20 protein-coding genes and 4 tRNA genes are annotated in these 21,909 nt (G+C 66.8%); 9 read left to right on the top strand and 15 right to left on the bottom strand.

Annotation, left to right across the window (positions count from 1 at the left end):
* Positions 1 to 337: 337 nt before the first annotated feature.
* From rplA to ACWELQ_RS09350, 10 genes are all read right to left on the bottom strand, one after another.
* Entirely contained in the window at positions 338 to 1,048 is a 711-nt protein-coding gene (gene rplA / locus ACWELQ_RS09395) for a 50S ribosomal protein L1 (RefSeq protein WP_120735521.1), read from the bottom strand.
* Between the two features lie 93 nt (positions 1,049 to 1,141).
* Positions 1,142 to 1,576: a 50S ribosomal protein L11 gene (rplK, locus tag ACWELQ_RS09390; protein ID WP_379343923.1), complete on the bottom strand. Its 435-nt coding sequence runs from the start codon at positions 1,574 to 1,576 to the stop codon at positions 1,142 to 1,144.
* 166 nt (positions 1,577 to 1,742) lie between these two features.
* Positions 1,743 to 2,561, bottom strand: coding sequence for a transcription termination/antitermination protein NusG (gene nusG, locus ACWELQ_RS09385; RefSeq protein ID WP_452396548.1), 819 nt, complete (start codon positions 2,559 to 2,561; stop codon positions 1,743 to 1,745).
* Between the two features lie 136 nt (positions 2,562 to 2,697).
* Positions 2,698 to 3,081, bottom strand: coding sequence for a preprotein translocase subunit SecE (gene secE / locus ACWELQ_RS09380; RefSeq protein ID WP_452396545.1), 384 nt, complete (start codon positions 3,079 to 3,081; stop codon positions 2,698 to 2,700).
* Positions 3,082 to 3,111: 30 nt separating this feature from the next.
* A tRNA-Trp gene (locus tag ACWELQ_RS09375) sits at positions 3,112 to 3,184 on the bottom strand.
* 213 nt (positions 3,185 to 3,397) lie between these two features.
* A complete protein-coding gene (locus tag ACWELQ_RS09370; protein ID WP_452396547.1) occupies positions 3,398 to 4,444 on the bottom strand; it encodes a fused (3R)-hydroxyacyl-ACP dehydratase subunits HadA/HadB in 1,047 nt (348 codons plus the stop codon).
* Positions 4,445 to 4,640: 196 nt separating this feature from the next.
* Positions 4,641 to 4,811 carry a 50S ribosomal protein L33 gene (gene rpmG, locus ACWELQ_RS09365; protein ID WP_029925945.1) on the bottom strand — a complete coding sequence of 57 codons (171 nt, stop codon included), beginning with the start codon at positions 4,809 to 4,811 and terminating at the stop codon, positions 4,641 to 4,643.
* Positions 4,812 to 4,854: 43 nt separating this feature from the next.
* Positions 4,855 to 4,927, bottom strand: a tRNA-Met gene (locus ACWELQ_RS09360).
* A gap of 80 nt (positions 4,928 to 5,007) precedes the next feature.
* A tRNA-Thr gene (locus ACWELQ_RS09355) sits at positions 5,008 to 5,080 on the bottom strand.
* A gap of 222 nt (positions 5,081 to 5,302) precedes the next feature.
* Positions 5,303 to 5,384 (bottom strand) — tRNA-Tyr (locus ACWELQ_RS09350).
* Between the two features lie 141 nt (positions 5,385 to 5,525).
* Here ACWELQ_RS09350 and ACWELQ_RS09345 point away from each other — a divergent pair.
* Positions 5,526 to 6,017 (top strand): YajQ family cyclic di-GMP-binding protein, encoded by a 492-nt coding sequence (locus ACWELQ_RS09345; protein WP_452396544.1) that lies wholly within the window; start codon positions 5,526 to 5,528, stop codon positions 6,015 to 6,017.
* A gap of 100 nt (positions 6,018 to 6,117) precedes the next feature.
* Here ACWELQ_RS09345 and htpX read toward each other — a convergent pair whose 3' ends face one another.
* Positions 6,118 to 6,999: a zinc metalloprotease HtpX gene (htpX, locus tag ACWELQ_RS09340; RefSeq protein WP_452396543.1), complete on the bottom strand. Its 882-nt coding sequence runs from the start codon at positions 6,997 to 6,999 to the stop codon at positions 6,118 to 6,120.
* 104 nt (positions 7,000 to 7,103) lie between these two features.
* Positions 7,104 to 8,126: a polyprenyl synthetase family protein gene (locus tag ACWELQ_RS09335; RefSeq protein WP_452396542.1), complete on the bottom strand. Its 1,023-nt coding sequence runs from the start codon at positions 8,124 to 8,126 to the stop codon at positions 7,104 to 7,106.
* 189 nt (positions 8,127 to 8,315) lie between these two features.
* Here ACWELQ_RS09335 and ACWELQ_RS09330 point away from each other — a divergent pair, with 189 nt between their 5' ends.
* Together ACWELQ_RS09330 and ACWELQ_RS09325 are read left to right on the top strand one after the other, a co-directional pair.
* Positions 8,316 to 9,590 (top strand): geranylgeranyl reductase family protein, encoded by a 1,275-nt coding sequence (locus tag ACWELQ_RS09330; RefSeq protein ID WP_452396541.1) that lies wholly within the window; start codon positions 8,316 to 8,318, stop codon positions 9,588 to 9,590.
* The gene (locus ACWELQ_RS09325) at positions 9,587 to 10,006 is read left to right on the top strand and encodes a helix-turn-helix domain-containing protein (RefSeq protein WP_452396540.1); all 420 of its coding nucleotides are present in this window, start codon (positions 9,587 to 9,589) and stop codon (positions 10,004 to 10,006) included. Before ACWELQ_RS09330 ends, ACWELQ_RS09325 begins: the two co-directional genes overlap by 4 nt.
* A gap of 3 nt (positions 10,007 to 10,009) precedes the next feature.
* Here the strand turns inward: ACWELQ_RS09325 and ACWELQ_RS09320 are convergent, their stop codons facing one another.
* Entirely contained in the window at positions 10,010 to 11,659 is a 1,650-nt protein-coding gene (locus ACWELQ_RS09320; protein WP_452396539.1) for a purine-cytosine permease family protein, read from the bottom strand.
* Positions 11,660 to 11,867: 208 nt separating this feature from the next.
* Here ACWELQ_RS09320 and ACWELQ_RS09315 point away from each other — a divergent pair, with 208 nt between their 5' ends.
* Positions 11,868 to 12,311, top strand: a complete 444-nt coding sequence (locus tag ACWELQ_RS09315; protein ID WP_452396546.1) for a VOC family protein — start codon at positions 11,868 to 11,870, stop codon at positions 12,309 to 12,311.
* A gap of 50 nt (positions 12,312 to 12,361) precedes the next feature.
* Here ACWELQ_RS09315 and ACWELQ_RS09310 read toward each other — a convergent pair whose 3' ends face one another.
* Positions 12,362 to 12,865: a DUF2505 domain-containing protein gene (locus tag ACWELQ_RS09310; RefSeq protein ID WP_452396538.1), complete on the bottom strand. Its 504-nt coding sequence runs from the start codon at positions 12,863 to 12,865 to the stop codon at positions 12,362 to 12,364.
* 39 nt (positions 12,866 to 12,904) lie between these two features.
* On the opposite strand from ACWELQ_RS09310, the gene ACWELQ_RS09305 reads away from it, so the two are divergent.
* From ACWELQ_RS09305 to ACWELQ_RS09290, 4 genes are all read left to right on the top strand, one after another.
* Complete coding sequence (locus ACWELQ_RS09305) at positions 12,905 to 13,423, top strand: DUF3592 domain-containing protein (protein ID WP_452396537.1); 519 nt, start codon at positions 12,905 to 12,907, stop codon at positions 13,421 to 13,423.
* Between the two features lie 9 nt (positions 13,424 to 13,432).
* On the top strand, positions 13,433 to 14,146 hold the full coding sequence (locus ACWELQ_RS09300; RefSeq protein WP_452396536.1) for a demethylmenaquinone methyltransferase: 714 nt from the start codon (positions 13,433 to 13,435) through the stop codon (positions 14,144 to 14,146).
* Positions 14,147 to 14,292: 146 nt separating this feature from the next.
* Positions 14,293 to 18,900, top strand: a complete 4,608-nt coding sequence (locus ACWELQ_RS09295) for a molybdopterin-dependent oxidoreductase (protein ID WP_452396535.1) — start codon at positions 14,293 to 14,295, stop codon at positions 18,898 to 18,900.
* A gap of 40 nt (positions 18,901 to 18,940) precedes the next feature.
* On the top strand, positions 18,941 to 20,026 hold the full coding sequence (locus tag ACWELQ_RS09290) for an alpha/beta hydrolase (protein ID WP_452396534.1): 1,086 nt from the start codon (positions 18,941 to 18,943) through the stop codon (positions 20,024 to 20,026).
* Positions 20,027 to 20,030: 4 nt separating this feature from the next.
* Here ACWELQ_RS09290 and ACWELQ_RS09285 read toward each other — a convergent pair whose 3' ends face one another.
* Positions 20,031 to 21,065 carry an aldo/keto reductase gene (locus ACWELQ_RS09285; RefSeq protein ID WP_452396533.1) on the bottom strand — a complete coding sequence of 345 codons (1,035 nt, stop codon included), beginning with the start codon at positions 21,063 to 21,065 and terminating at the stop codon, positions 20,031 to 20,033.
* A gap of 82 nt (positions 21,066 to 21,147) precedes the next feature.
* On the opposite strand from ACWELQ_RS09285, the gene ACWELQ_RS09280 reads away from it, so the two are divergent.
* Positions 21,148 to 21,801, top strand: a complete 654-nt coding sequence (locus tag ACWELQ_RS09280; protein ID WP_452396532.1) for a TetR/AcrR family transcriptional regulator — start codon at positions 21,148 to 21,150, stop codon at positions 21,799 to 21,801.
* Positions 21,802 to 21,909: the final 108 nt, after the last annotated feature.

Below are 21,909 nucleotides of genomic sequence, written 5' to 3'. Positions count from 1 at the left end.
CGCGCGCTGGCCGGACTGCCCGACCAGCTGGAACTGCCCACCGATCGGCCGCGCCCGCCGGCGCAGTCCTTCCACGGCAAGGCGCTGCGCTTCGAGCCTCCTCCCCTGACTCGCGAACCCCCGGGCGCGCCAACGCCTTCGGCCGCACACCGCGCGGCGTTACCGCCGAAACCCCAGGCCGACAAGACCTCTCACCCGGCCTACGAACACCGCGGGCCAGCGCGAGCCATCGCACCAGGTCGGGAAGCACGCCGCACCCCACCAACACCAAAGGCCGACGCGAGTCATCGCGCCGGCCTTTGTATGTTGTTGCGTCGCTACGCTACGCGGTGAGGACTCAGTCCTCTTCCGCGAAGTTGCGGGTGCGGTTCGGGTCCACCGGGATGCCCGGTCCGGTGTTCGTCGAGAACGTCACCTTCTTGACGTAGCGGCCCTTCGCGGTGGAGGGCTTGACGCGCAGGATCTCGTCGAGCGCGGCGCCGTAGTTCTCGGCCAGCTTCGCATCGTCGAAGGAAGCCTTGCCGATCACGAAGTGCAGGTTGGCCTGCTTGTCGACGCGGAAGTTGATCTTGCCGCCCTTGATGTCCTGAACGGCCTTGGTCACGTCGGGGGTGACGGTGCCGGTCTTGGGGTTCGGCATCAGACCACGCGGGCCCAGGACACGCGCGATACGACCGACCTTGGCCATCTGGTCCGGGGTGGCGATCGCGGCGTCGAAGTCCAGCCAGCCGCCCTGGATCCGCTCGATCAGGTCCTCGGCGCCCACGGCGTCGGCACCGGCGGCCTCGGCCTCGGCGGCCTTGTCGCCGACGGCGAACACGATGACGCGGGCGGTCTTACCGGTGCCGTGCGGCAGGTTGACGGTGCCACGGACCATCTGGTCGGCCTTGCGGGGATCAACGCCCAGACGGACGGCGACCTCGACGGTCGCGTCGGTCTTGGTGGTCGCGGTCTCCTTCGCCAGGCGCACGGCGCTCAGCGGGGAGTACAGCGCGGCGCGGTCGACCTTGGCGGCCGCCTCGAGATAAGCCTTGCTTCGTTTTGCCATGATTGTCTGTCCTTAAGTAGTCAGAAGTGGTTGCGGGACTGGCCGTCCCTCCCACCAGAGCTCTGCGTCCCCTCGCAGGGACACGGAAAGCTCTTACTCCGCGATGGTGATACCCATCGAGCGGGCGGTACCAGCGATGATCTTCGCCGCGGCGTCGATGTCGTTGGCGTTCAGGTCTTCCTGCTTGGTCTTGGCGATCTCACGGACCTGGTCCATGGTGATCTGCGCGACCTTGTTGCGGTGCGGCTCGGCCGAACCCTTCTGGATTCCCGCGGCCTTCAGCAGCAGACGCGCGGCCGGCGGCGTCTTCAGCTTGAAGTCGAACGTGCGGTCTTCGTAGACCGTGATCTCGACCGGGATGACGTTGCCACGCTGCGACTCGGTCGCCGCGTTGTACGCCTTGCAGAATTCCATGATGTTGACGCCGTGCTGACCCAGCGCGGGGCCGACCGGCGGGGCCGGGTTAGCGGCACCGGCCTGGATCTGGAGCTTGATAAGCCCAGAGACCTTCTTCTTCTTCGGGGGCATCTTTCTTCCTTGGTTAGGTTCCTTGCGGATCACCCGCAAGCCTTTTCCGGGATTTGCGCCGCGGGCAATGTCAACTACCCAGCCCTAGGCACAACCCGGCAAGTCTACGTGAACGCAAAAAAGGCGGTGACACCGGGTGAAACCCGGGGCCACCGCCCTCATGCGACTAAATCTTGGCGACCTGAGTGAAGGCCAGCTCGACCGGAGTCTCGCGGCCGAAGATCGAGACCAGCACCTTGAGCTTCTGCTGCTCGGCATTGACCTCGGAGATGCTGGCCGGGAGGGTCGCGAACGGGCCGTCCATGACGGTGACCGACTCGCCGACCTCGAAGTCGACCTCGATGACCGGCTTCACGATCGAGGAGTCACCGGAGGTCGAAGCGGCGGCAGCGGCGGCGGCCGGAGCGGCCTTCTTCTGCTGCGCGGCCGGGACCAGGAACTTCACGACCTCGGGAATGGTCAGCGGCGAGGGCCGCGAGGTGGCGCCGACGAAACCGGTGACACCGGGGGTGTTGCGCACCGCGCCCCAGGACTCGTCGTTCAGCTCCATGCGGACCAGGATGTAGCCCGGCAGCACCTTGCGGTTGACGTTCTTCTTCTGGCCGTTCTTGATCTCGGTGACCTCTTCGGTCGGCACCTCGACCTGGAAGATGTACTCCTCGAGACCGAGGTTCTGCACGCGGGTCTCGAGATTGGTCTTCACCTTGTTCTCGTAACCGGCGTAGGAGTGCACGACGTACCAGTCACCGGGGGCGCGACGCAGCGCGGCCGTCATCTCGGCCACCGGGTCGGCGGGCTCGTCGGTGATCTGGGCGACGGGCTGCGCGGGCTCGTCCTCTTCGGCATCGGCGGCGAATTCGTCCGCGTCGGCGGCGAACTCGTCGTCGGCGGTGGCCTCAGCGTCTTCGACGTCCGTGATGGTCTCATCGATCACCACGTCATCCACCGGGAATTCCTCGGTTGTGCCGTTCTCCGGGGTGCTCACTGGGGCACTCGCTTTCTTGGTCGTCACGTAATCCTCTGCGCGCCGGGGCAATACGCCCGGCGGATGGTCCCGCTCCCCCGCCTCTGCACGGGGGCCGGTCACCGGCTGCGACGGTCAGAGGCGGTCGTCGTGCCGCCTAGCCGAAGAGCCAGCTGACACCCTTGATGAACGCCACATCCAACCCGCCGATGAACGCGATCACGAAGACCACGAACACCAGGACAACGCTCGTATAGGTGACCATCTGCTTGCGGTTGGGCCAGATGACCTTGCGAAGTTCCGCAACAACTTGCTTGAGGAACGTCCACAGGCTCAGGAACGGGTTGCCCCGACCGCCACGCCCGGCGTTCTTGTCCTTGCCGGACTTCTTGGTGGTTGCCTTCGCCGCTTCCGACGGTCGCTCGATCGTCGCGGTCGACGACGCGGCGCGTGAACGCCGGGCGGACCGCTTGCCGCTCGGACGAGCCACCGCGGCGGTGTCATCGCCATCTTCGTGGCGAGTATCCCGCTCGTCGCTCACGTCGATCCTCTCTAACGTCGGCATCCAGGGCAGGGGCGACAGGACTTGAACCTGCAACCTGCGGTTTTGGAGACCGCTGCTCTGCCAGTTGAGCTACGCCCCTTCGGCTGGACGGGGTTGGCCCAGCCACTGTGTCTCATTCAGTTGTACCCGGGGATTCACTCAACACTATTCACACAACATACGCGCCGCTCCTCGGAGCAGCGCGCATCGGCTGGTGACCCCAGATTTTCGATACTACGTTACCCCGCGTGGCGATCGCCAATCGGGGTGTCGCAGCGTACCTCGGGTCGGGGCGCCGCCCGGCCGGACGGATTCAGCCCAGCTGGACGGTCGCGGTGGCGCGGCCGAAGATCTTGCGGCCCTCCGACTTCGCCACGATCGCGATCACCGCGGTGCGGGTCTCGGGGTCGACGGACTTCACCTTGCCGGTGTACTCGATCTCCGCGGGGCGGTCGGCGGGGACGTAGACGGGGCTGGTGAAACGGACGTTGTACTCCTTGACCGCGCCCGGGTCGCCGAGCCACGAGGTGACGAAGCCGCCACCCAGGCCCATGGTCAGCATGCCGTGCGCCACAACGTTTTCCAGGCCGACCAGCTTCACGACATCGTCGCTCCAGTGGATCGGGTTGGCGTCGCCGGAGACGCCGGCGTAGTTCACCAGGTCACCGCGAGTGAGCTGCACCGTGCGCGAGGGCAGTTCGTCGCCGGCCGCGACATCGTCGAAGCGACGGGTCTGCGCGCTGGCCACCACGCGGCCGGTCGGGACGACCGCGACGGCGTGCTCGGGCGAGTCGATCTCGACCGGCTTGTCGGCGTCGGCGGCGTCCGGGCCCACCCCGTGCATGAGCACATTGCGCACGGCGTCACCGATATTGGGATCGATGTCACCGCCGCTGCGGCCGATCAGGGTGGTGTAGGTGGTGAGCACCAGCTCGTCGTTCTGGGCGACCACGTCGTTGCGGGTGACGATGATGTCGCCGCCGAAGGCCTGCCGGAACGAGTGCAGGTAGACGATGCAGGACAGCTGGTCGCCGGCCTTGATGGGCCGGTGGAACTCCAGGATCTGATCGGTCTGCATGATCTGGCTCAGGTCGTAGCCGGTGACGATCTGCTCGAAGAGCTTGCGCTGGGCCAGGATTCCGACCAGGGAGATGAAGGTGAGCGGGGCCACCAGGCCGTCGTGGCCGTAGCCGCGGGCGATGTCCTCGTCCCAGTGCGCGGGGTGGTAGTCCTGCACGGCGCGGGCGTATTCACGCACCTTCTCGCGGCCGACCTCGTAGTAGTCGTCGACGCGGTAGTGATAACCGACCATCGCGGCGGCGTGCGCGGCGGGGTCGAAAGCCTCGCTCGGATCGAGCATGTCGGCCTCGGAGTTGATCTCGGTGTTGAGAGTCACGGCAGGAAGTCCCTAACTGATCCTTCATCAGGATCGGGCGGAGCGCTGAACCACCGCTATATACACCAAGTGCCGGACCGGAGCCAATGTCCCTTTTCAAGAGACCATCTGACTTGCCGATCCGGCACTTCTTCCACGCGGTAGAGCGCGCGGGGTTAAGTTATCGAGATTCGCGGTGCGCCCGGTGGGTACCGCAGTTGGGGCAGAACTTCTTCAGCTCCAAGCGGTCCGGGTCATTGCGCCGGTTCTTCTTGGTGATGTAGTTACGGTGCTTGCACTGCTCGCAGGCCAAGGTGATCTTTGGCCGGATATCAGTGGACTTCGCGGCCACGATTTGCCTTCTTTCCGGTCAGCCTGATTGGAATATCAGTATGTAGCGATGGCCGGACTTGAACCGGCGACACAACGATTATGAGTCGTTTGCTCTACCGACTGAGCTACACCGCCATCTGGTGTCGGTACTTGACGGCGGGGATGTCCCGGTCCTGCAAGGAGAAGCCGAGTCGGTCACCACCGGCAATCCGGCGAGCCCCCTAACGGAATCGAACCGTTGACCTTTTCCTTACCATGGAAACGCTCTGCCGACTGAGCTAAGGGGGCGTGTCTGTCTTGCTCCGGTCTGGGCCGGGGCGCTGACGACTTGAACGAGATTACACACTCCCCCGCCGCACTTCCAAATCCTGTGGTCAGGGCATGTTTTGAGACGGATCCGAGGGGGTACCGGAGGTTCGAGCCGGAGGCAGTGCGACTCCCGCTGGAGGTGGTGTGACACAGCCTCAAATACAAAGAACCCCGTGGATTTTCATCCACGGGGTTCTCGTGTGGCAGATGTAGGATTCGAACCTACGTAGGCTACGCCGACGGATTTACAGTCCGCTCCCATTGGCCGCTCGGGCAATCTGCCAGGGTTACGCCTCGCGGCGCGGTAACGAGAATACATCGAACCCCCTCCCGCAATGCAAACCGGCTGGATATCGCCACGCCGCAAGGACTAGCGTCGGCGGTCGAACCCCCAAATTTCCGATCTCGGACAAGGAGCACAAGCGTGGCCGATTCATCGTTCGATGTGGTGAGCAAGATCGATCGCCAGGAGGTGGACAACGCGCTCAACCAGGCCGGCAAGGAGCTGAGCCAGCGCTACGACTTCCGCAACACCGGCGCGAGCATCGAATGGTCCGGCGAGGAGAAGATCGTTCTCACCGCCGATTCCGAGGACCGGGTGAAGGCGGCGCTGGATGTGTTCAAGGAGAAGCTGATTCGCCGCGACATCTCGCTCAAGGCGTTCGACGCCGGCGATCCGCAGGCGTCCGGGAAGGTGTACAAGATCACAGGCACCCTGGTGCAGGGGATCACCACCGAGAACGCGAAGAAGATCGCCAAGAAGATCCGCGACGAGGGGCCCAAGAGCGTCAAGGCGCAGATTCAGGGCGAGGAGCTGCGGGTCACCTCCAAGAACCGCGACGACCTGCAGGCCGTCATCGCCCTGCTCAAGGGCGGCGACTTCGACATCGCCCTGCAGTTCGTGAACTACCGCTAGTCGCGGGGACGAGTGGGGGGCTGCGCCCCCACACCCCCGGAAAGGGGAAACGGGGGCCAAGCCCCCGGACCCCCGTTGGGGCAGGCCCCAAACCCCGACATCAGTAGCGGCGGGGGCCGCCTGCCATTTCCTCCAGGCGGGCGATGCGGTCTTCCATGGGCGGGTGGGTGGAGAACCAGCGGGCCATCTTGTCGCCGTTGCGGAACGGGTTGGCGATCATCAGGTGGGATTGGGCCGTCAGTTGCGGTTCGGGGGGCAAAGGGGCGGCTTGGGTGCCGCGTTCGAGTTTGCGCAGGGCCGAGGCGAGCGCCAGGGGGTCGCCGGTGAGTTCCGCGCCGTCCTGGTCGGCCTGGTATTCGCGGGAGCGCGAGACGGCCAGTTTGATGAGCGAGGCCGCGATCGGGCCGAGCAGCGAAACCAGCAGGATGCCAATGACATTCGGGCCTTCGCCGTCGCGGTTGCCGCCGAAGATACCGGCGAAGAACGCGAGGTTGGCCAGGCCGGAGATCACCGCGGCGAGCGCGCCCGCCACCGACGAGATCAGGATGTCGCGGTTGTAGACGTGCGAGAGCTCGTGGCCCAGGACGGCGCGCAGTTCGCGCTCGTCGAGGATCTGCAGGATACCGGTGGTGCAGCACACCGCCGCGTTGCGCGGATTGCGGCCGGTGGCAAAGGCGTTCGGCGCGTTGGTGGGGCTGATGTAGAGCCGTGGCATGGGTTGCCGTGCGGCCGTGGCCAACTCGCGCACGATGCGGTACATCGCGGGCGCTTCCAGCTCGGTGACCGGCTGTGCGTGCATCGCCTTCAAAGCGAGTTTGTCGCTGTTGAAATACGCGTAGGCGTTCATGCCGACGGCCAGCACGATCGAGAGGATCAGGATCGTCGGGCTCCGGAACATGGCCCCGGCGAACACGATCAACGCCGACATACCCACCAAGAGGCCGAACGTCTTCAACCCGTTCGCATAACCATGCCCATGCATAAACGGTCTCCTTCTGTGCCCCCTCATCGCTGAGTTACACCAGGTCAACGATAGAGCCGCAGGATGAAGTTCCCAGTTGTTCGACTGATCGGTTTCGGAACCGGTCAGCCGACGCGTTCGATGGTGTAGCGGACCAACTGCTCGAGGGCCTCGTTGGCCGGGCCGCCGGGCAGGGCGGACAGCTCGGCGTGCGCGATATCGGCGTAGCCGTGCAGCTTCTCCTTGGCCAGCACCAGACCGCGCGAGCGCGAGAGCAGGTACAGGGCCTCGTCGACCTCGGCGTCGGTCTGCAGCGGCTGGGCCAGCAGCTTGCGCAGGCGGTCGCCCTCGGAACCCTCGTCGCGCAGGGCGTAGAGCACGGGCAGGGTGTGCACGCCCTCGCGCAGATCGGTGCCCGGGGTCTTGCCGGACTGCTCGGACACCGAGGAGATGTCGATGATGTCGTCGGCGATCTGGAAGGCGGTGCCCACGGCGTCGCCGAGGCGGGCCAGGCGTTCCACGTGATCGAGGGAAGCGCCGGAGAAGGTGCCGCCGAAACGGCCCGCGGCCGCGATCAGCGAACCGGTCTTCTCCCAGACCACGCGCAGGTAGTGTTCGACCGGGTCCTGGGACTGCCGCGCGCCGATGGTCTCGCGCATCTGTCCGGTGACCAGTTCGGCGAAGGTCTCGGCGATGATGCGGACGGCATCGGGGCCGAGGGTGGAGACCAGACGGGAGGCGTGTGCGAACAGGTAGTCACCCGCGAGGATCGCGACGCTGTTGCCCCAACGCGAGTTCACGCTGGGTGCGCCGCGGCGCATGGAGGCCTCGTCCATGACGTCGTCGTGGTAGAGGGTCGCCAGGTGCACCAGTTCGACCACGGTGCCCGCGGTGACGAGGTCCGGACTGGTCGGGTTGGGGCCGAGCTGGCCGGTGAGGATGGTGAACAGCGGACGGAAACGCTTGCCGCCGGCCTTGGCCAGATGCAGTGCGGCCTCCTGCAGGAACTCCTCGCCGTCGGACAGCTCGGTGATCAGCAGATCCTCGACCTCGATCAGACCCTTGCGCACAGTCGCCGCGAGCTCGGGATCGCCCAGATCCACCCCCGCGACCACGGTGCTCTCATCGCTCACAGCTGATGCGCTCATTTCATCTCCCAGTGCCGCGTCCGACCCCACGCCAAAGAACCTAGCGTGTGGATCGATCACCCCCTATGCACACCACCGTAGTGCGACGCACGAAACAATCGCTATGTGAATCGAAACGGCCCAGGCCGGGGCCGGATGGAGTACGGGGCAGATATGCGCGCCCGGTGATGTGCTGCAAGTATTGACCGCATGGGTTCACCGGAAGTCGCGCCCGAGCAGGGGAAATCGTCGGACGTTTTGCCTTCGCATGTCGATGTGCTGGTGGTCGGTGCGGGTCCCGCCGGATCGGCGGCGGCCGCGTGGGCCGCTAGGGCGGGACGCGATGTGCTGCTGACCGATTCCGCGGTGTTCCCGCGCGACAAGACCTGCGGTGACGGGCTGACGCCGCGCGCTACCGCCGAGCTCGAGCATCTGGGGCTGGGTGACTGGGTGCGGGCGCACACGGTCAATCACGGGCTGCGGATGGCCGGGTTCGGGCGCGAGGCGCTGCTGCCCTGGCCGAACGGGTCGTTTCCCACCTACGGAAGTGCCGTCCCGCGAACCGAACTCGACGACAAGCTGCGCGAGACCGCGGTGAAGTCGGGGGCGCGCATGGTCGACGGGGCCAAGGTGGTGGAGGTGGCCCGCGAGGGCGATCTGGTCACCGGGGTGACGATCAAGACCGACGGCGGGCTGCGGGCGGTGTCGTGTAAGACGCTGATCGTGGCCGACGGGGTGCGCTCGCCGGTGGGAAAGATGCTGGGCCGCACCTGGCATCGGCAGTACGCGTACGGGACGGCGGCGCGGGCCTACATCAAGTCCGAGCGCAGCGACGATCCCTGGATCACCTCGCATCTCGAATTGCGGGATGCCGCCGGGGAATTGATTCCCGGATACGGCTGGGTCTTTCCGCTCGGCAACGGCGAGGTCAATATCGGGGTCGGTTCGCTGGCCACCGAGAAGCGGCCGTCGCATATCGCGCTGAAACCGCTGCTGCAGCACTATGTCTCGCAGCGGCGCGCGGAATGGGGTTTCGAGGGCGAGGCGCGGGCGGTGGCCTCGGCGCTGCTGCCCATGGGCGGCGCGGTGTCGAATCTGGCGGGCCGCAACTGGGCGCTGCTCGGCGACGCGGCCGGGTGCGTGAATCCGCTCAACGGCGAGGGCATCGACTACGGCTTGGAGGGCGGGCACATGCTCGCCGGGATCCTGGATCAGCCGGATCTGACGCATATCTGGCCGGAGCTGCTGCGGGAGCGCTATGGCCGCACCTATTCGGTGGCGCGGCGGCTGGCGGGGCTGGCCACGCATCCGCGGACGGTGCCGTTGGGCGGGCCGCCGATGATGCGGTCGAAGCTGTTGCAGCGCACCGCGGTCCGGGTGATGGGCAATCTGGTCACCGACGAGGACGTGGATCTGACCGCGCGGCTGTGGCGGGCGTCGGGCCGGGCCTCCTTGCGATTCGACAAGATCCGGCCGTTCTCGTGACCGGGCGGCCGGTTCCCGAGGATCTGCTGCCGCATCTGCGGCGAGCACGGGATCTGGCCGACCGGAACTACGCGGAGCCCTTGGATCTGGACGCCTTGGCCGCGGTCGCGGGGGTGTCGAAGTATCACTTCCTGCGCAGCTTCGCGGCCACGTACGGGAAGACCCCGGCGGTGTATCTGGCCGAGCGGCGGATCGAACGGGCGCAGGATCTGTTGCGCGCGACCAATATCACCGTGACCGAGACCTGCATGCTGGTCGGCTACAGCAGTCTCGGTTCGTTCAGCCGCAAATTCACCGAACTGGTGGGGATGTCGCCCTCGGAGTATCAAGCGAAGTTCGCTGCCGAGGGCGCGCCCCATATTCCTGGCTGCTACGTCTTCATGCACGGTCTCTCGGATCGGAAACCGCGGGCGTAGCGGCTATTTCGCGGGCAGTACGTGGATGCCGGTCTTGTCGGTGGAGAGTGCCAGCGAGCTGATGTACTGGATCTCGCCCTCCGGTCCCGGGACCGCCGAGGCGATCATGTCGGGGCGCTCGAATTCCATGCCGGTGACCGCGCAGGTGAGGGTCTCCCCCGACGGGTTGCCGTGCTCGTCGAACATGTCCAATTCGATGCCGTCGTGGTCGCGGCGCAGGTAGTACTTGCCCTTGGTGAGAATCGCGGTCAACGGCGTGGCCAGGAACGACACCACCACGGCGACGATGGGCGAGTACGGCTTCAGGGTCTCGCCGAAGAGGCCGAAGAAGGTCGCGATGGACAGTGCCGCCGACAGCCCGAAGCCGACCAGGCCGACCGGGTTGAAGTCGTAGAGCATGCCGCGCCGGAACTCGGGTTCCTTGGGCGAGATCTTCAGCACGTACTTGTTGATCGCGATATCCGTTGCGACGGTGACGATCCAGGCGATGCCGCAGTTGGCGTAGAAGCCGAGGATGTTGTTGAGGAAGTCGAACATGTTGGCTTCCATCAGGATCAGCGCGATGGCCAGGTTCAGGCCGAGGAACACGATGCGGCCCGGGTAGGTCTTGGTGACGCGGGTGAAGGAGTTGGTCCACGCCAGCGAGCCCGAATACGCGTTGGTCACATTGATTTTGATCTGGCTGATGACGACCAGGGCGACGGCCAGGGTCATGGCCAGCCAGGACGGCATCATGTCGCGGTAGATCTCGAGGAACTGGTGCACCGGCTGGTTGGCGATGTTCTGCGCGCCGGGCAGGCTGGCGATCAGGTAGACCGCGAGGAACAGGCCGACGACCTGCTTGATCGCGCCGAACAGCACCCAGCCGGGTCCGGCCAGCAGCATCCAGCCCCACCACTTGCGGGCGTTCTCGGGGGTGCGGGGCGGCATGAAGCGCAGGTAGTCGATCTGCTCGGCGATCTGGGCGATGAGCGAGAGGCAGACACCGGCGGCGAGCAGCGCGCCGGACAGCGAGACGCCCTTGCCGTCCTGGCCGCCGTAGGACAGGAAGGTGCCGACCGAGTCGGGGTGGCGCACCAGCAGGAAGCCGAACGGCAGCACCATCAGCACCAGCCACAGCGGCGTGGTCCACACCTGGAGTTTGGCCAGGGTGTTCATGCCGTAGATGACCAGCGGGAAGATCATCACCGTGGACACCAGGTAGCCGAGCGGAAGTGGCACGTGCAGGCCGAGTTTCAGGCCCTGCGCCATGATCGAGCCTTCTAGCGCGAAGAAGATGAAGGTGAACGAGGCGAACACGATGTTCGTCACCACCGACCCGTAGTACCCGAAGCCGCTGCCGCGGGTGATCAGGTCCAGGTCGATGTTGTAGCGCGCCGCGTAGTAGGCCAGCGGGAAGCCGGTCAGCATGACGACGATGGCGAAGATGCCGATGCCCAGCAGCGCGTTGCCGGTGCCGTTGGCGATGCCGATGTTCGCGCCGATCGAGAAGTCGGCCAGATAGGCGATGCCGCCGAGCGCGGAGACGCCGACCACCGCCGGACTCCATTTGCGGTAGCTGCGGGGCGCGAACCGCAGCGTGTAATCTTCCAGCGTCTCTTTGGACGCGGCGACCGCATTGGCCGCGGGTGTTTCGACCTGAACCACCGGCACTCCTCGTTCGGGCTCGTCACGAGCTTGTTCCGCCTTCGAGGGTGGTCAGTGAATGTTGATCATGGCTTTCCGGACCGTTGCCGGATTGTTACGTCAGCCTCACCGAGGTTCCGAGCGTGTGAACTCAGCTATTCGGGCGTGAATTCGAGAACGCGCAATTTCGGAGAAGCGTGGCGGGCCCGGCGCTCCATAGCCTGAGGGCATGACGATCATCTCGAATGTCTCGCTCGTGACCGTGTACGTCACCGATCAGACCGAATCCAAGCGCTGGTACATCGACAATCTGGGCTTCGTGGAGCACTCCGACATCACCATGGGGGACAACGGTTTCCGCTGGGTGACGGTGGTGCATCCGGATCATCCGGAGCTGGAGGTCACCCTGATGGTGCCCGGGCCCCCGCTCACCGACGATCTGGCCGAGGCGATCCGCCGCTCCATGGCCAATGGCACGCACGGCGCGCTCGGGCTGCGAACCGAGAACTGCCAGAAGGCTTTCGAGGAGCTCACCGCGAAGGGCGTCGAGTTCATCCAGCCTCCGGCCGAGCGCCCCTACGGCGTGGAGGCCATTGTTCGCGACAACTCCGGCAACTGGCTGGTGCTGGTCGAGAACCGCGAATTCGATCCGAGCAAGGGCGATTTCGGGCCGCAGTGACGCCCCCCCGTGGATGCGGGACCACCCCCGCATCCACGGTTTTACCGGGATCAGGCGTTCTGCGCGGCGAACCAGGTTTCGACGGACTTGCGCTCGCTGTTCATGACCTTCTTGAGCAGGTTCTCGACCAGCGGTTCGATGGCCCCGCCCACCAGCGGGACCTTCACGTCGACGGTGCCGGTGACCTCGATCTCGGAACCCTCGGCGGTGGGCCGCAATTCGAACGCGCCCGCCATCTCGGTGGTGATGCCGCCGGAGCGGCCGGTGAACTCGCCCTTGGCGACACCGTCGGCCAGCGGGCCCCAGGTGTCGGTGCGCTCGAGCTCCAGCTCGCTCTTGAGGACCTTCTTGACGATGCCGGGAATCTGATCTTCGGGAGCTTTTTCGGTCATATGGATGCTGATGGTGCCGGGGCCGTCCGGGTGGGTGAGCTCCAGCGTGGCGGTCGTCGCCTCGGCGAAGCGGGACTGCCACATCTCGTCATTGGTGAGTGCCCGGTGAAGATCTTCGACCGGAACGCTGTACTGCACGGTGAAGCTGAATTTTCGGGACATGGCGAAGACCGTAGCTCAGCGATGGAATAGCCTGCTGAAGTGTCGGAAACTAGCCAGTCTCATAGCGCTGAACAGCATCGGGCGGTTCGGTTGCGGCGGGCTCGGATCGGGGTCGCGATCGCCGCGGCCACCATCAGCTTCCTGTCCGTGCTGCTGGTGCTGGCGGCCTGGCGCGACGACCACCTGATCAACTCCGACAAGGGCGTGACCAGCGCCGAAGTGCTGTCGGCGGGCACGCTGCGGTCCGCGGTCATCTTCGTGACGCCGGACGGCGAGACCCACAATCCGAAGACCGGCGTGCTGTATCCGACCAAACTGACTGTCGGCGAACGCATCAATGTCGAATACCGGCGCAGCGATCCCGACCTCGTAAGGGTGGCGGGTCGCGATGCGCGTGTCGCGGTCATCCCGGCGGCCTCGGTGATCGTGGTCTGCTGGGCCATCGCCCTGCCGCTGCTGTGGTTCCTCGGCTCCTCGCCGAAGCGATGGCTGCGTGCGTTCCGGACGCGGCTGCGCGCCGCGCGGGCACGATCATCACGCGTGGACGCCGCCCGTTAGGGTGCGAGGGTGGCGAAAATCAGGCAGCGGGAATCGTTTCGGGCCCAGCTGGACAAGCAGCCGCGCGATGTCGCGTCCATGTTCGACGGGGTCGCAAAGCGGTACGACATCACCAATACGGTGATGACCGGCGGCATCGACCGCTATTGGCGGCTGATGACCCGAAAGGCGTTGGCGCTGCGGCCCGGCGAACGGGTGCTCGATCTCGCGGCGGGGACCGGCGTCTCCACCGTCGAGATGGCGAAGTCCGGCGCCTGGTGCCTGGCCACCGATTTCTCCCAGGGCATGCTCGCGGCGGGTCGCTGGCGCAATGTGCCGATGGTGGCGGGCGACGCCATGGCGCTGCCGTTCGCCGACGATTCCTTCGACGCGGTCACCATCTCCTACGGGCTGCGCAATGTCTCCGATCCGGATCTGGCGCTGCGCGAAATGGCCCGGGTGACCAAGCCCGGCGGGCGGCTGGTGGTGGCCGAGTTCTCCACCCCGACCCTGGCGCCGTTCCGGACGGTGTACATGGAATACCTGATGAAGGCGCTGCCCCGGGTGGCGACCACGGTCAGCTCCAATCCGGACGCGTATGTCTATCTGGCCGAATCGATCCGGGAGTGGCCGAACCAGCCGCAGCTGGCCATGCGCATCGCCGATGCCGGGTGGTCATCGGTGAAGTGGCGCAATCTGACCGGTGGGATCGTGGCCCTGCATCGCGGCTACAAGCTGGGCTGACCGCCCGGTCCCACCCCGTGTGGGATCGCTCACTACAGTGCTCTGACCTGGCCTCACAGTCGTCGACCCCGACTGTGAGGCCGATTGTCATCTGGACCTAACGTTCGGTAAATCGCCCGCAACCCGCACTGGTTTAACTCGGAACCATGGCCGAACAGCCCGCTCCCGCCACGAGTACCCGGACCGCGTGCTCGTACTGCGGGGTGGGCTGCGGAATCACCGTGGAGACCAAGCCCGATGCGCGCGGGCTGCCGATCATCGCCAAAGTCAGGGGCGACAAGCACCATCCGGTCAATGCGGGACGGCTGTGCACCAAGGGCGCGACCCACGCCGAACTGATGGCCGCGCCCGGCCGCATGGAGACCGCCTACCGCCGCCCCGAGCGCGGACAGCCGCCCGTCCCGCTGCCGGTCGACGAGGCGATTCACGAAGCCGCCGAACGACTTCGGGTGATTCTCGACACATACGGACCGGACGCCATCGCGCTCTACGTGTCCGGGCAGATGTCGATCGAGGCGCAATATCTCGCCACCAAGCTCGCCAAGGGCCACCTGCGGACCGTGCACATGGAGGCCAATTCGCGGCTGTGCATGGCCAGTGCGGCGGGCGGCTACAAGCTCTCGCTCGGCGCGGACGGCCCGCCCGGTTCCTACGACGATCTCGATCACGCCGACCTGTTCTTCGTCATCGGCGCGAATATGGCCGACTGCCATCCGATCCTGTTCCTGCGCATGGCCGATCGGCTCAAGGCGGGCGCGAAACTGATCGTGGTCGATCCGCGGCGCACCGCCACCGCCGACCGCGCGGACCTGTTCCTGCAGATCACACCCGGCACCGATCTCGCCCTGCTGAACGGGCTGCTGCACCTGCTGGTCGAGAACGGCGACATCGACGCCGAGTTCATCGCCGAGCACACCGAGGGCTGGGACGGCATGCCGGAATTCCTGGCCGATTACCCGCCGAAGCGGGTGGCCGAGGTGACCGGGCTCACCGAGACCGACATTCGCACGGCCGCCGCGTGGATCGGCGCGGCCGGGGAGTGGATGTCGCTGTGGACCATGGGCATCAACCAGTCCACCCACGGCACCTGGTCCACCAATGCCCTGATCAACCTGCACCTCGCCACCGGGGCCATCTGCCGCACCGGCAGCGGGCCGTTCTCGCTCACGGGGCAGCCCAATGCCATGGGCGGACGCGAAATGGGTTACATGGGGCCGGGATTGCCGGGGCAGCGCAGCCTGCTGTCGGCGGCCGACCGGGCCTTCACCGAGGACATCTGGGGGCTGCCGAGCGGCACCATTCGCGACGAGGCCGGGCCGGGATCCATCGAGATGTTCCGCGGGCTGGCCGAGGGCGAGATCAAGGCGGCCTGGGTGATCTGCAGTAATCCGGTGGCCTCCATGGCGAATCGGCGCACCGTGATCGCCGGGCTCGAGGCCGCGGAGCTGGTGATCGCCCAGGACGTGTACACCGACACCGCCACCAACGCCTACGCCGATCTGCTGCTGCCCGCCGCGCTGTGGGCCGAATTCGATGGCGTGCAGGTCAATTCGGAGCGCAATCTGACGCTGCTGCGGCGCTCGGTCGATCCGATCGGCGACGCGCGGCCGGACTGGCAACTCATCGCGCAGATGGCCACCGCACTCGGCTTCCCCGGGTTCGACTACGGCTCCAGCGCGGAGATCTTCGACGAGCTGCGGCAATTCAGCAATCCGGCGACCGGCTACGACCTGCGCGGCATCGACTACGCGAGTCTCGCCGACGGCCCGGCGCAGTGGCCGTGCCCCGATCCGGGACTGCGGCGCAACCCGATTCGCTACCTGAACGACGGCGTCAGCCAGACCCTGTACATCGATGAGCAGGGCCACACCCCGCGCCTGGCCTTCGCCACTCCCAGCCGCCGGGCCGTGTTCTACCCGCGCCCGCATCTGCTGCCCACCGAGATGCCGGACGACGATCACCCGTTCGTGCTCAATACCGGCCGCCTGCAACACCAGTGGCACACCATGACCAAGACCGGGAAGGTGGCGAAGCTGAACAAGCTCAACGGCGCGCCGTTCCTGGAGGTCCACCCGGACGACGCCGCGCGCCTCGAGGTCGGCGCGGGCGATCAGCTCGAGATCGCCTCGCGCCGCGGCCGTGCGGTGCTGCCCGTCCGGATCAGCGACCGCGTCCTGCCCGGCACCTGTTTCGCGCCCTTCCACTGGAACGACGAACAGGGCGAATACCTCACCATCAACGCCGTCACCAATGACGCCGTCGACCCGATCTCGCTGCAACCGGAATTCAAGGCGTGCGCGGTCCGGCTGCGCAAAGTCGCCGCTTTGCGCGCGGGCCCGGATCTCGCGCACGACGGCGACTCCCCCGCGGCCGGGGAGTCGACTGTCGCCGAACGTGATTCGTCCCAGCGACACCCAGCTTCCGGGAGCCCGCAGGACCCGATCGCGACAGCCGACGCCCAGGGCTTGGACCGGGCTCTGGACATCGGCGCTACCCCTCATCCCGATGTGGGGGCCTCCGGGCCGTTCGGCAATGGGGTCGGGGCAAGTACGAGCGGGCCGCATCCGCTGGCGGTGACGCTCGGGCTGGACAGCGGAAGCGCACCGACGCTGAGCGAGATCGAGCGCATCTACCTCGGCGGATATCTCGCGGCGCTGCAGAGTCTCCCCGTGAGCGATGTGCCGGTACTCCCCGACACCGCGCCGATCTCCGAGCGCAGCCGGATCTGGATCAACGGACTGCTGGGCGGGATGTACTCCCGTGCGCCGCAGCCTCGTTCGACGATGCTCGACACTGCCGCGAGCGCGTCGGTGCTCGGTGGCGCGTCGATCCTCGGTGACGCGGTCGAACCGCTGGGTTTCGCGCTGCCGACGCGGACGGTGACCGTGCTGTGGGCCTCGCAGACCGGGACCGCGGAAGACCTCGCCGCCGCTCTGACCACCTACCTGCTCGATTCCGGGATCGAACCGCGGCTGCTCGACATGGATTCCGCCGAATTGTCCGACCTGACCGGCGATGTGCTGGTCATCAGCAGCACCTTCGGCGACGGCGGACCGCCCGACAACGGCGCCGACTTCTGGGAACGGCTCAACGACAGCGCGATCCGGCTGACCGGCATGCGCTACGCGGTGTTCGCGCTGGGCGACTCCTCCTACGACGACTTCTGCGGCCACGGCCGGAAACTCGACGAGCTCTTCGCCCAGCGCGGCGCGACCCGCCTGCTGCCCCGCGTCGACAGCGAGCCCGACCACGAAGAGCTGTCGGCCACCTGGATCGATGAGGTCGCGGCGATCCTCACCGCACCGGCGTCCGAATCCACCGGCGGCAGTGACGCCTTCGAGCCGACCGGCAACCCCGCCTTCGGACCGACCGGCAGCGTCGCCTCAGGACCGACCGGCCATGCCGATGTCGGCGCAGCGGCAACCGACCATCCCAACCACACCGGATCCGCGACCACGCCCCGCCGCGATGCGGCGGGCGCCTTCCGGTCCGCTGCCGAGGCCGACCGAGAATCGCATCGGACCACTCCCGGTCCCCCGGAATCCGGTGCTCGCCCGGCCGGACCGGCCACCGCCCGTGCGGCCACCGGGTTCTCCGCGGGGCGCACGCGCACCCTGGAAGCCGCGCCGTTCACCCGCAACGCGCCGGTGCTCGCGAAACTCGTGCGCAATGAGCTGCTCTCGCGCGACGGGTCCGGGAAAGAGGTGCGGCGGTTCGGGTTCGATCTGAGTGATCTCGAGGCGACCTACGAGGTCGGCGATTCGCTCGGGATTCGGCCCGCGAATTGTGCTGCGCTGGTGGCGGAATGGCTCGCGGCGACCGGGTTGGACGGGCGGCGGATCATCGATGTCGAAGACGATGAGATGACGCTGGCGCAGGCGCTGCGCACCCGCTACGACATCACCAAGGCGAGCACGGATCTGCTGTCGTTCGTGGCGGATCGCAATCCCAGCCCGCGTTTGGCGAAACTGCTGCGGCGCGACAATCGCAATGAGCTGGACGGGTACCTGTGGGATCGGCAGGCCGTGGACGTGCTGCGCGATTTCCCGGTGCGGGCCGATCTGGTGGAGTGGCTGGGAACGCTGAAAAAGCTACAGCCGCGCCAGTATTCGATCTCGTCGAGTCCGCTGGTGGATCCGCGCGAGGTGCAGTTGACCGTCGGCGTGGTGCGTTACGGCGATCCGGCGGCCATCGGGTCGCAGGCGCGGCGTGGCGGGGTGTGCTCGACCTTCCTCGCCGATCGCGCCGACGCCCCGGTGCCGATCTTCCTGCAACGGGCACCGCATTTCCGGCCGCCGCTGGATCCGTCCGCGCCCATGATCATGGTGGGCCCGGGCACCGGCATCGCACCGTTCCGGGGTTTCCTGCAGGAGCGGCGCGCGCTGGGATGCACCGGCCGCAATTGGCTTTTCTTCGGCGATCAGCACGCCAAGGACAATTTCTACTACCGCGCCGAATTGGAGGACATGTTCCGCTCGGGCTTCCTGACTCGCCTCGATCTGGCGTTCTCGCGGGATCAGCGGGAGCGGATCTACGTGCAGCACCGCATGATCGAGCACGGCGCGGAATTGTGGGCGTGGCTGCGCGAGGGCGGCCATTTCTATGTGTGCGGTGACGCCGCGCGCATGGCCAAGGACGTGGACGACACCCTGCTGCGGATCGCGCGGATTCACGGCAAGCTCAGCGAGGACGGCGCGCTGGCATTCAAGAAGCAACTGGTGGCGGAGAAGCGCTACGTGCGGGACGTGTACTGATTCCGGTCCAACCGGTCTGAAAACATGATATTTAAGACGCATGTCGGTCCGGATCAGTCGAAACACCGCACGGTCGGCGGTAGCCGCCCTCACCGCCGTCGCGGCGCTGAGCCTGGGCGGCATCCCCGCCGGAGCCGATGACGGCGTCCCCGCCGCCACTCCCGCCGCGACACTGCCCGGTGTCACCCTGCCGGACCTGAAGACCGACGACGGCTCGTACATCAAGAACGTGGCGGCCAAGGACGAGCACACCGTCACCTTCACCATCTACTCCGCCGCCATGAACCAGGTCTTCCCGGTCGACGTGCTGCGCCCCCAGGACACCTCGCAGGCCCGCCCCACGCTGTACCTGCTCAATGGCGCGGGCGGCGGCGTCGACCAGGCGACCTGGCAATTGCGCACCGACGCACTGGATTTCCTGTCCGACAAGAACGTGAACGTGGTGCAGCCCATCGGCGGCGCGTTCACCTGGTACACCGACTGGATCAACCCCGACCCCGCCCTCGGGGTGAACAAATGGTCCACGTATCTCGGCAAGGAACTGCCGCCGTTGATGACCGCCGCACTGGGCAGCAATGGCGTCAATGCGATCGCGGGCATCTCCATGGCCGGTCTGCCCGTGCTGAATTCGGTCATCTTCAATCCGGGACTGTTCCGTAGCGCGGCCGTGTACAGCGGGTTCTTCCAGACCACGTCCACGCTGGGCCGGGAATCCATTCGCATGGTCACCGAGCTGTACGGCGGCGGCAAGGTGTCGAATATGTGGGGACCCGACGACGACCCGCTGTGGGCCGCCAACGATCCGACGCTGAACGCCGAAAAACTGCGCGGCACCAACCTTTTCATCTCCACCGGCAATGGCATTCCCGGCGCGTTCGACGTGCCCGGCGCGCGCGGCCGCATGGAGAAGAATCCCGCCGACACCACCAAAACGGTGGCCCTGGGCTCGTTCATCGAGGCGAACGTGGAACTGTCCACCTCCATCCTGCAAACCCGCCTGCAATCGCTGAACATTCCGGCGACCTTCGAATTCCGCACCACCGGAACGCATATCTGGGGTTACTGGCAGGACGATCTGAAAGCCTCGTGGCCGGTCCTCGCCCAGGGCCTCTATTCGACTCCGTGATCCCTTATACGGCAGGCGGATTGACGCGTGCGAAGTCCGCGAGCCGGTAGTACGGGTAGTAGGGATACGGCGGCGTGACGGCGCTCGCCTTGTCCAGGCGGGCGATCTGCTCGGCGTCGAGCTGCCAGCCGACCGCACCCAGGTTCTGGCGCAACTGCTCCTCGTTGCGCGCGCCGACGATGACGGTGGCCACGGTCGGCCGTCGCAGCAGCCAGTTCAGGGCGAGCTGCGGGACGGTCCGGCCGGTTTCGGCGGCGAGTTGGTCCAGCACCTCGACGATGTCGTAGAGCTGCTCGTCGTCGACCGGCGGCCCGGCCTCGGCGGTCGTATGCAGGCGGCTGCCCGCCGGAAGCGGTTGGCCGCGACGGATCTTCCCGGTCAGCCGACCCCAGCCGAGCGGACTCCAGACCACCGCGCCGACACCCTGATCCAGGCCCAGCGGCATGAGTTCCCACTCGTAATCGCGGCCGACCAGCGAGTAGTAGACCTGGTGTGCGACATAGCGCGGGAACCCGTGCTTGTCGGCGGCGGCAAGGGATTTCATGAGCTGCCAGCCCGCGAAATTGGACGCGCCGACATAACGGATCTTCCCGGAACGCACCAGCTGATCCAGGGCCGAGAGAACCTCCTCAACCGGCGTTCCGGCATCGAAGGCATGCAGTTGGAACAGGTCGATGTGGTCGGTGCCGAGGCGTCGCAACGAGCCCTCGACCGCCGAGATGAGCCGGGCGCGACCGGATCCCGCGTCGACCGGGCTCGGACCGGTCGGCAGCCCGGCCTTCGTGGAGAGCAGCAGCCGATCGCGGCGGCCCCGAATCGCCTCGCCCAGCACCTCTTCCGACGCTCCGTCGGAGTAGACGTCGGCGGTGTCGAACAGGGTGACGCCCGCGTCCAGGCTGATGTCCACCAGCCTGCGGGCCTGCCGGGCATCGGTGTCGCCCCAGGCGGAGAAGAGTTCGCCGCGACCACCGAAGGTGCCCGCCCCGAAGCTCAAGGCCGGAACCAGCAGACCGGAAGCGCCGAGCCGACGGTATTCCATGATCACTCCTAACGGAACCATAGTTTCATTAACAATCGAGACGCTACACTCAGCCCGTCGCAAATGGAACTGGAGAACCGTTATGACCCGTGACACGGCCGAGGCGTCGGACGCCGCCGAATCGATCGACGCCACGACCCCCGGTTCGATCCGCCCGGGCGGTCGCACGGCCCGCGTCCGCGAGGCCGTGCTGCGCGCCACCGGGGACCTGCTGGCCGAACACGGTTTCGCCACCCTCGACCTGGGCGAGGTGGCCGCCCGCGCCGAGGTCGGCAAGACCACCGTCTACCGCCGCTGGCGCACCCCCGCCGGACTCGTTGCCGACCTGCTGGCCGAGATGGCCGAAACCTCACTCCCCCACAGCGATACCGGCACCTTGCGCGGCGACCTGCTCGAAAACGCCCGCTTGGTCGGCAAAACCCTCACCGACCCCCGCCAGGGCCGCCTCTTCCGCGCCGTCATCGCCGCCGCCACCAGCGACGACACCGCCGCCGCGGCCCTGCACACCTTCTACGACACCCGCCTGCGCGAATGGTCCCCCTGCGTCGAAGCCGCCATCACCCGCGGCGAACTCCCACCCGAAACCGACCCCCGCGCAGTCCTTTCCGCCGTCTCCGCCCCGCTCTACTACCGCCTCCTCGCCAGCGGCGACCCGGTCGACGAGGCGGCGATCAAGGCCGCCGCCGAGGCTGCGACGTTGGCCGCCCAGCAAGGCGTATTCGCCTCCACCGCATAGCGGTACGCCGCTCATACGGAAACGGCCCCGGGGGGGGGGCCCCCCGGGGCGCGCCCGGGGGGGGGTGTCCACCCGGCAGGGCGCCCCCCCCCACCCGGGGCGGCGCGG

This window comes from Nocardia sp. NPDC004722, assembly GCF_053601505.1.
This window is presented reverse-complemented; position numbering and strand designations above follow the sequence as displayed.